This is a genomic window from uncultured Roseovarius sp. (genome assembly GCF_963972555.1).
GTDB classification, from domain to species: domain Bacteria; phylum Pseudomonadota; class Alphaproteobacteria; order Rhodobacterales; family Rhodobacteraceae; genus Roseovarius; species Roseovarius mucosus.
In genome coordinates this window covers 53380-60350 of record NZ_CAXAUM010000021.1, presented here as the reverse complement: position 1 = coordinate 60350, position 6971 = coordinate 53380, and the positions used below count along the sequence as shown (strand labels likewise).

The window sequence follows — 6971 nt, the reverse complement described above, 5'->3', positions numbered from 1 at the left end:
TCCTCGTCGAGGACATCACCGCCGCGCAACTCACAGTGGACGATTTCACATTCCTGTAATCCTCACCGCGGCGGCGGGGCTTCGACACCTTCGGCCAAATCCTCCAGCGCGGATCTGAGGCGGGGACCCGCGAAATCCAGAAACGCGCGGAGCTTGGGGGCCATCAGCCGCGCCTCCGGGTAAACCAGATGCACCGGCTGCGGCGGCAGGGTGTGGTCCTGTAAAACAGGTATCAGACGGCCTGTGCGTATATGGCCTGCGACCATATAGGACAGGGCCGGCGTGATCCCCTGACCCAGTATCGCGGCGTCGATTGCCGCCACCGCATCGTTGATTTCGAGCCGTGGGCTGAGGGCGACGCTGGCGATGCGCGGCCCGGCACGGTGCCGCCATTCGCGATTGGGCATGAGCCCGGTAAAGGCAATGATCGCATGGTTGCGCAGGTCCGCAGGCGTCTGCGGCACGCCCGCCTGTTCCAGATAGGCGGGGCTAGCCACCATGATGCGATGCACCGTGCCCAACCGTTTGGCAATCAGTCGCGACTCGGGCAACTCGCCGATCCGAATGGCCAGGTCGACGCCTTCCTCGACCAGATTGACCACACGGTCGAGCAACAGCACGGATACCGATACGCGCGGATGCGCGACCAGAAATCCGCCCACCACCGGCGCAAGGGCGGACCGGCCAAACGTCACCGACGCGGTAAGCGTCAGATGCCCCTGCGGCGCGGTCGTCTCGCCCATCGCCTCGCGTTCAGCGGTCTCAAGATCGTTCAACACGCGCCGCGCGGTTTCGAGAAAGCGCGCGCCCGTGTCGGTGATGGTGACATTGCGCGTGGTGCGCTGAAAGACCCGCGTCCCCAGCCGATCCTCGAGCGCCGCAATCGCCCGTGTGACTGCGGGCGGCGACAGGTGCAGACGCCGCGCGGCACCCGCAAAGCTGCCCGCCTCCGCCACCGCGATAAGCACCTCGAGTTCATGCATCCGGTTCATCTATTATTCCTCTGTGTGGAATAAACCATTCCACATTTCGGATATTCTTTCAAACATCATAGTGCTCCATCTTAAGCCCGAGCGCGGCACACCGCCTGCGCACCCACAACACAAGGACAATACCCATGGCCCGTATTCCCGTTATCGACCCGCAAACTGCCACAGGCGAGGCCAAGACGCTGCTGGACGCCGTGCAATCGGCACTTGGCATGGTGCCCAATTTCATCCGCGTACTGGCTAACAGCCCCGCAGCGCTTCAGGCCTTTCTCGGGCTGCACGGCATTGCCGGGGCAGGGGCGCTCGATCCCCTGACGCGCGAACGCATTGCTTTGGCCGTGGCCGAGCAGAACGCCTGTCAGTATTGCGTATCCGCCCATACCGCGATTGGCCGCAAGGTGGGCCTCGACAATGCCGAAATCCTCGCCAATCGCGCTGGCCGCTCGGCCGATGCCAAGGCCGAGGCGGCGCTGACCTTTGCCCGCGCTCTGGTCGAACATGCCGGTCAGGTCAGCCAGGCCGAGTTCGCCGCCCTGCGCACCGCTGGTCATTCCGACGCCGAAATCGTCGAAATCATTACCCATGTGGCCATGAACATCTTTACCAATATTCTGGGCAAGGCCACACAGGTCGAGATCGACTTTCCCAAGGTCGCGTTGAACGCGGCGGCCTGACCCATCCAGGCGCATGGCGCGTTCGCGCGCCATGCCTCACAACACAGGAGCAACCATGACCGATAGCACCCGCCCCCCGCTGCCACCCTTCACCCGCGAGACCGCCATCCAAAAGGTGCGCATGGCCGAGGATGGCTGGAACAGCCGCGACCCTGCCCGCGTTTCACTGGCCTATACCCCGGACAGCCGCTGGCGCAACCGCGCCGAATTTCCCGTGGGCCGCGAAGAGATCGTCACCTTTCTCACCCGCAAATGGGCGCGCGAACTCGACTATCGCCTGATCAAGGAGCTCTGGGCCTTTGCCGAGAACCGCATCGCCGTGCGCTTTGCCTACGAATGGCGCGATGATGCCGGCAACTGGTATCGCAGCCATGGCAACGAGAATTGGGAATTCGACGAAAACGGCCTGATGCGCCTGCGCTTTGCCAGCATCAATGACCAGCCGATCAAGGAGGCTGATCGCAAGTTCCACTGGCCGCAAGGGCCGCGCCCCGCCGATCACCCGGGCCTGTCCGATCTTGGCCTGTAACCGCAAGAGGATGCCATGCCCCATCATTTCGCCGAGATTGCCTTCACCCCCACGGTGACGCGCCTGCAAGAGGATCTTGGCAGTCGTGCCGCCTATGCCCGGATGCAGGCGGCAGAAGACCCGGTCAACCTGCACCTGTCCGCAATCGAGGCCGAGTTCATCGCCGCGCGCGACTCGGTCTATATGGCAACGGTCACGGAAACCGGCTGGCCCTATATTCAGCATCGCGGCGGACCGGCGGGGTTCATGCGCGTGCTGGACGATCGCACCCTCGGATTTGCCGATTTTCGCGGCAATCGCCAGTATATCAGCCTCGGCAATCTCAGCAGCGATGACCGTGTGTCGCTGTTCTTCATGGATTACCCGAACCGTCGGCGGCTCAAACTGTTCGGTCGCGCGCGGGCGGTGGGCCTCGAGGATGAGGACCTTCTCGCGCGGTTGGAGATGCCCGACTACCGTGCCCGGATCGAGCGGGGGTTCCTGATCACCGTAGAAGGCTTTGACTGGAACTGCCCGCAGCACATCACGCCGCGCTTCACCGTGGATCAGTTGGAGGATGTGACAGCCCCCCTGCACGCGCGCATCGCGCAGCTAGAGGCGGCATTGCTCGACGCTGACTGACCGGGGTCAGAGCGCGGCAAGATCCGCCAGCAAGAGGCCATACATCTCTTCTGCGCGCTTGATCCGGCTGGGTTTGAGCGCGCGGGTTTCAACCCGGATCAGGGCCTCAATCCCGATAAAGAACGGCAGCCAAAGATATCGCTCTACCTCGGTCAGCGCGAATACGTCGGCAAAGACCTCCAGCCCTTCGGCATCGACGCCCAGATACCGCCGCCCCGACGGGATCATGCCGCGCCGCCCCATATGCACCAGAAAGCGCGCGATATCCTTGCAGACCGGCATCCGACCAGAGCCGCCGGTGTCGATCCCGGTCAGGCGATCCTCCCCCAGAATGAGGTTGTTGGGGTGAAAATCGCCATGGCTGATGGCAACCCGCCATTCTGCCCCCTCCAGCGCCGCCGCCGTTCTGGTCAAATGCGCCAGAACACCGCTCTCGATCGCGCGTAGCCGCGCAAAAGGCTGCGTGGCCGAGGCTCGTGCCGCCCGCGCGAGCCAGCCCTTGGCATTGCCGGGGCGCCAGCCCTCGCTGACCTCTACATAGTGCCGCAGCCACTCGGCGGCGGGGCGCAGATGCTGCGCGCGGGTGGCCACATCTGCATGCCATAGATGCTCCAATAGCGGGGTCCCCGGCGCGCGTTCCATGACCAGGAGCTTGGCATCGGGCAGGTAGGCGACAGGGTCTGCCACGCGGTAGGGCCCCTCCCGCATATGCGGCCAGATGCGCTGCAACTCCGCCCATTCCTTGGCCAGCGCCGGGGCACAGCGGTCCTCGACAAGCCGCATCACCACTGCGCGCCCATCAAGGCGCCCCGCCAGAACCGCGCGCTTGCCCGGCACGATGCGCAAGACCTCGGACAGATCCAGCCCCGCCAAATCGGGATGCCGCGTCACCAGTGCCCGCAGGCGCGCGTCCAGTTGGGCCAGCGCATCAAGGTCGGGCAGGGGATCGGCAGGCTCTGACATGGGCCAACTGTCCCTCAGCCGTTCAGCAGCGTCAACCGAATTGCACCCCCCGTCAGAGCGCCCTATGCTAGCCGATGAAACACCAAGCACGAGGACCAGCCGATGACCGAAACGCCCCCCTCCGAAATGACCTTTGAACAGGCGATGAAAGAGCTGGAGCAGGTCGTGGGGCGGCTGGAGCGCGGCGATGTGGCGCTGGATGAGTCGATCACGCTCTATGAGCGCGGCGCCAAGCTCAAGAAACGCTGCGAGGAAAAGCTGAAAGAGGCCGAGGAAAAGGTCGCCGCCATCACCCTCGATGCCGATGGCCAGCCCACCGGCACCACGCCGGTGACAGGCCTCTGACCCAGATGCAGGCCCGACTTGCTGCCGAGGCCGAGGCTATTCAGGCGCATCTGACCTCTGTGCTGGCCCCCTTTGGCACAGGCCCCGTGGCCGAGGGCATGCGCTATGCCACGCGAGGCGGCAAACGCATCCGGGGATTTCTGGTGATGGAAAGCGCGCGCTTGCACGATGTTCCCGCGAGTGCTGCGATCTGGCCCGCCACGGCGATCGAGGCGCTGCACGCCTATTCCCTCGTGCATGACGATCTGCCCGCCATGGACAATGACGATCTGCGCCGGGGCCAGCCCACCGTGCATGTCAAATGGGATGAGGCAACCGCGATCCTTGTCGGCGACGCGCTGCAATCGCTGGCCTTCGAATTGGTGGCGCATCCCGACTGTGGTCCAGCTGAGGCGCGCGCCGATCTGGCACTCAGCCTCGCTCGTGCCGCAGGCGGGCAGGGGATGGTGCTGGGTCAGGCGCTCGACATCGCCGCCGAAACCGCAACAACGTCCCTCACCCTGGACGAAATCACAACTCTGCAAGCGGGCAAGACGGGCGCGCTCATCCAATGGTCCGCGACGGCAGGCGCACGCATGGCCGATGCCGACACGCAACCGCTCGGCACCTATGCCCGCGCACTGGGCCTGGCTTTTCAGATTCAGGACGATGTGATCGACGTGACGGGCGATGCCGCATCCGCAGGCAAGGCGGTGGGCAAGGATGCCGCCGCAGGCAAGGCGACCTTTGTGTCGCTGCTGGGCCTCGAGGGTGCCCGCGCCCGCGCCGCATCTCTTGTTGACGAGGCCTGCGACGCGCTATCTTGTTACGCAGCCCGCGCGGATGCCTTGCGCGACCTTGCCCGCTTCGTTATCTCGCGCCAAAGCTGAACATCGCTGCAATTTCCCCACGGAGGGGCATCATGTCCGACCGCCCGAAAACACCGCTGCTCGATCAGGTCGCAAGCCCCGCCGATCTCAAACGGTTTTCCGACGCGCAGTTGGCGCAACTGGCGCATGAACTGCGCTCCGAGACCATTTCCGCCGTGTCCGAAACCGGCGGGCATCTGGGGGCCGGGCTTGGCGTCGTGGAACTGACCGTCGCGCTGCATCACGTGTTCGATGCGCCAAGAGACAAGATCATCTGGGATGTGTCGCACCAGTGCTACCCGCACAAGATTCTGACGGGCCGCCGCGACCGTATTCGCACCCTGCGGCAAAAGGATGGGCTGTCGGGGTTCACCAAACGCTCGGAATCCCCCTACGACCCCTTTGGCGCGGCCCATAGCTCGACCTCGATCAGCGCGGCCTTGGGCTTTGCCGTGGCGCGTGATCTTGGCGGCAACTGCCCCTCGGGCCTTGGCGATGCCATCGCGGTGATTGGCGACGGGGCCATGTCGGCAGGCATGGCCTTTGAGGCGATGAACAACGCAGGCCACCTTAAGAAGCGCCTGATCGTCATCCTCAACGACAACGAAATGTCGATTGCCCCGCCGGTGGGCGCGCTCTCGTCCTATCTCTCGCGGCTTTATGCCGAGGCCCCGTTTCAGGATTTCAAGGCCGCCGCCAAGGGGGCGATTTCCCTCCTGCCGCCCCCCTTTCAAGAGGGCGCGCGCCGCGCCAAGGACATGCTCAAGGGGCTGGCCGTCGGCGGCACGCTTTTCGAGGAACTGGGCTTCAGCTATGTCGGCCCCATTGACGGCCACGACCTGCAACAGCTTTTGCCGGTGCTGCGCACCGTCAAGGCGCGCGCCACCGGCCCGATCCTGATCCATGTCCTGACCAAGAAGGGCAAGGGCTATGGCCCCGCCGAGCGCGCCCGCGATGGCGGCCACGCCACCGCCAAATTCGACGTGCTGACCGGCGAACAGCGCAAGTCGCCCTCGAACGCACCCAGCTATACGAGCGTGTTTGCCAAGGCGCTGCTGACCCACGCGGCACAGGATGACAAGATTTGCGCCGTAACCGCCGCCATGCCCGATGGCACCGGCCTTAACCTCTTTGCCGAACGCTATCCCTCGCGGCTCTTTGATGTGGGCATTGCGGAACAGCATGCCGTGACCTTTTCCGCTGGGCTGGCGGCGGGGGGGCTCAAGCCGTTTTGCGCGCTCTATTCCACCTTCCTGCAACGCGGCTACGATCAGGTCGTGCATGACGTGGCGATCCAACGCCTGCCGGTGCGCTTTGCCATCGACCGCGCGGGGCTGGTGGGCGCAGACGGGGCCACCCATGCCGGGGCTTTTGATACTGCCTTTCTCGCCAATCTGCCCGGTTTCGTGGTCATGGCCGCCGCCGATGAGGCAGAGCTTGTCCATATGGTCGCCACCGCCGCCGCCCATGACGAGGGGCCGATTGCCTTTCGCTATCCGCGCGGCGAGGGGATGGGCGTCACCATGCCCGAACGCGGCGAACCGCTTGAGATCGGCAAAGGCCGCATCATCCAGGAGGGCGCGCGCGTCGTGATCCTGTCCTTTGGCAGCCGCCTGTCCGAGGTGCTCAAGGCCAGCGAATCCCTGCGCGCGCGCGGGATCACGCCGACCATTGCCGATGCCCGCTTTGCCAAACCCTTGGATGAAAAGCTGATCCTCGACCTCGTCCATAACCACGAGGCGATGATCACCATCGAGGAAGGAGCGATTGGCGGATTTGCAAGCCATGTCAGTCACTTCTTGGCTGAAGCTCAAGTGTTTGATCGCGGCTTCAAGTTCCGCTCCATGGTCCTGCCGGATACGTTCATAGATCAGGCCAGCGCCGAGGATATGTATGCTGTGGCGCGCCTCAACGCCGCCGACATCGAGGCGCGCGTGCTCGACGTGCTGGGAATCGCCCAACTGGCTGGAAAACGCGCCTGACATCCCTATTTGGATGGGAA

At 64.4% G+C, this 6971-nt stretch carries 8 protein-coding genes; 6 read left to right on the top strand and 2 right to left on the bottom strand.

The window, feature by feature from the left end; all coding sequences use genetic code 11:
* Positions 1 to 62: 62 nt before the first annotated feature.
* Positions 63 to 992, bottom strand: coding sequence for a LysR family transcriptional regulator (locus AACZ65_RS16265; protein WP_339672593.1), 930 nt, complete (start codon positions 990 to 992; stop codon positions 63 to 65).
* Between the two features lie 125 nt (positions 993 to 1117).
* Here AACZ65_RS16265 and AACZ65_RS16260 point away from each other — a divergent pair, with 125 nt between their 5' ends.
* The 3 genes from AACZ65_RS16260 to AACZ65_RS16250 are packed head-to-tail and all read left to right on the top strand — an operon-like array spanning position 1118 to position 2813.
* A complete protein-coding gene (locus AACZ65_RS16260) occupies positions 1118 to 1663 on the top strand; it encodes a peroxidase-related enzyme (RefSeq protein ID WP_339672592.1) in 546 nt (181 codons plus the stop codon).
* Between the two features lie 55 nt (positions 1664 to 1718).
* A complete protein-coding gene (locus AACZ65_RS16255) occupies positions 1719 to 2192 on the top strand; it encodes a nuclear transport factor 2 family protein (RefSeq protein WP_297537583.1) in 474 nt (157 codons plus the stop codon).
* A 15-nt stretch (positions 2193 to 2207) separates the two neighbouring features.
* Positions 2208 to 2813, top strand: coding sequence for a pyridoxamine 5'-phosphate oxidase family protein (locus AACZ65_RS16250; RefSeq protein ID WP_339672590.1), 606 nt, complete (start codon positions 2208 to 2210; stop codon positions 2811 to 2813).
* A 6-nt stretch (positions 2814 to 2819) separates the two neighbouring features.
* Here the strand turns inward: AACZ65_RS16250 and AACZ65_RS16245 are convergent, their stop codons facing one another.
* Positions 2820 to 3776 carry a phosphotransferase gene (locus AACZ65_RS16245; RefSeq protein ID WP_339672588.1) on the bottom strand — a complete coding sequence of 319 codons (957 nt, stop codon included), beginning with the start codon at positions 3774 to 3776 and terminating at the stop codon, positions 2820 to 2822.
* Between the two features lie 102 nt (positions 3777 to 3878).
* Between AACZ65_RS16245 and AACZ65_RS16240 the strand changes: the two genes are divergently transcribed.
* From AACZ65_RS16240 to dxs, 3 genes are read left to right on the top strand one after another with little or no spacing between them, the layout of a single operon-like run.
* Entirely contained in the window at positions 3879 to 4121 is a 243-nt protein-coding gene (locus tag AACZ65_RS16240; RefSeq protein ID WP_297537577.1) for an exodeoxyribonuclease VII small subunit, read from the top strand.
* Positions 4122 to 4126: 5 nt separating this feature from the next.
* Positions 4127 to 4990, top strand: coding sequence for a polyprenyl synthetase family protein (locus AACZ65_RS16235; RefSeq protein WP_339672586.1), 864 nt, complete (start codon positions 4127 to 4129; stop codon positions 4988 to 4990).
* A 32-nt stretch (positions 4991 to 5022) separates the two neighbouring features.
* Positions 5023 to 6951 (top strand): 1-deoxy-D-xylulose-5-phosphate synthase, encoded by a 1929-nt coding sequence (gene dxs / locus AACZ65_RS16230; RefSeq protein WP_339672584.1) that lies wholly within the window; start codon positions 5023 to 5025, stop codon positions 6949 to 6951.
* Positions 6952 to 6971 lie beyond the last annotated feature (20 nt).

What these genes read in the sequence shown, in the direction of transcription:
- AACZ65_RS16240 (WP_297537577.1), top strand. Translation starts at nt 3,879, where the DNA reads ATGACCGAAACGCCCCCCTCCGAAATGACCTTTGAACAGGCGATGAAA.
- AACZ65_RS16255 (WP_297537583.1), top strand. Translation starts at nt 1,719, where the DNA reads ATGACCGATAGCACCCGCCCCCCGCTGCCACCCTTCACCCGCGAGACC.
- AACZ65_RS16250 (WP_339672590.1), top strand. Translation starts at nt 2,208, where the DNA reads ATGCCCCATCATTTCGCCGAGATTGCCTTCACCCCCACGGTGACGCGC.
- AACZ65_RS16245 (WP_339672588.1), bottom strand. Translation starts at nt 3,776, where the DNA reads ATGTCAGAGCCTGCCGATCCCCTGCCCGACCTTGATGCGCTGGCCCAA.
- AACZ65_RS16260 (WP_339672592.1), top strand. Translation starts at nt 1,118, where the DNA reads ATGGCCCGTATTCCCGTTATCGACCCGCAAACTGCCACAGGCGAGGCC.
- AACZ65_RS16265 (WP_339672593.1), bottom strand. Translation starts at nt 992, where the DNA reads ATGAACCGGATGCATGAACTCGAGGTGCTTATCGCGGTGGCGGAGGCG.
- AACZ65_RS16235 (WP_339672586.1), top strand. Translation starts at nt 4,127, where the DNA reads ATGCAGGCCCGACTTGCTGCCGAGGCCGAGGCTATTCAGGCGCATCTG.
- dxs (WP_339672584.1), top strand. Translation starts at nt 5,023, where the DNA reads ATGTCCGACCGCCCGAAAACACCGCTGCTCGATCAGGTCGCAAGCCCC.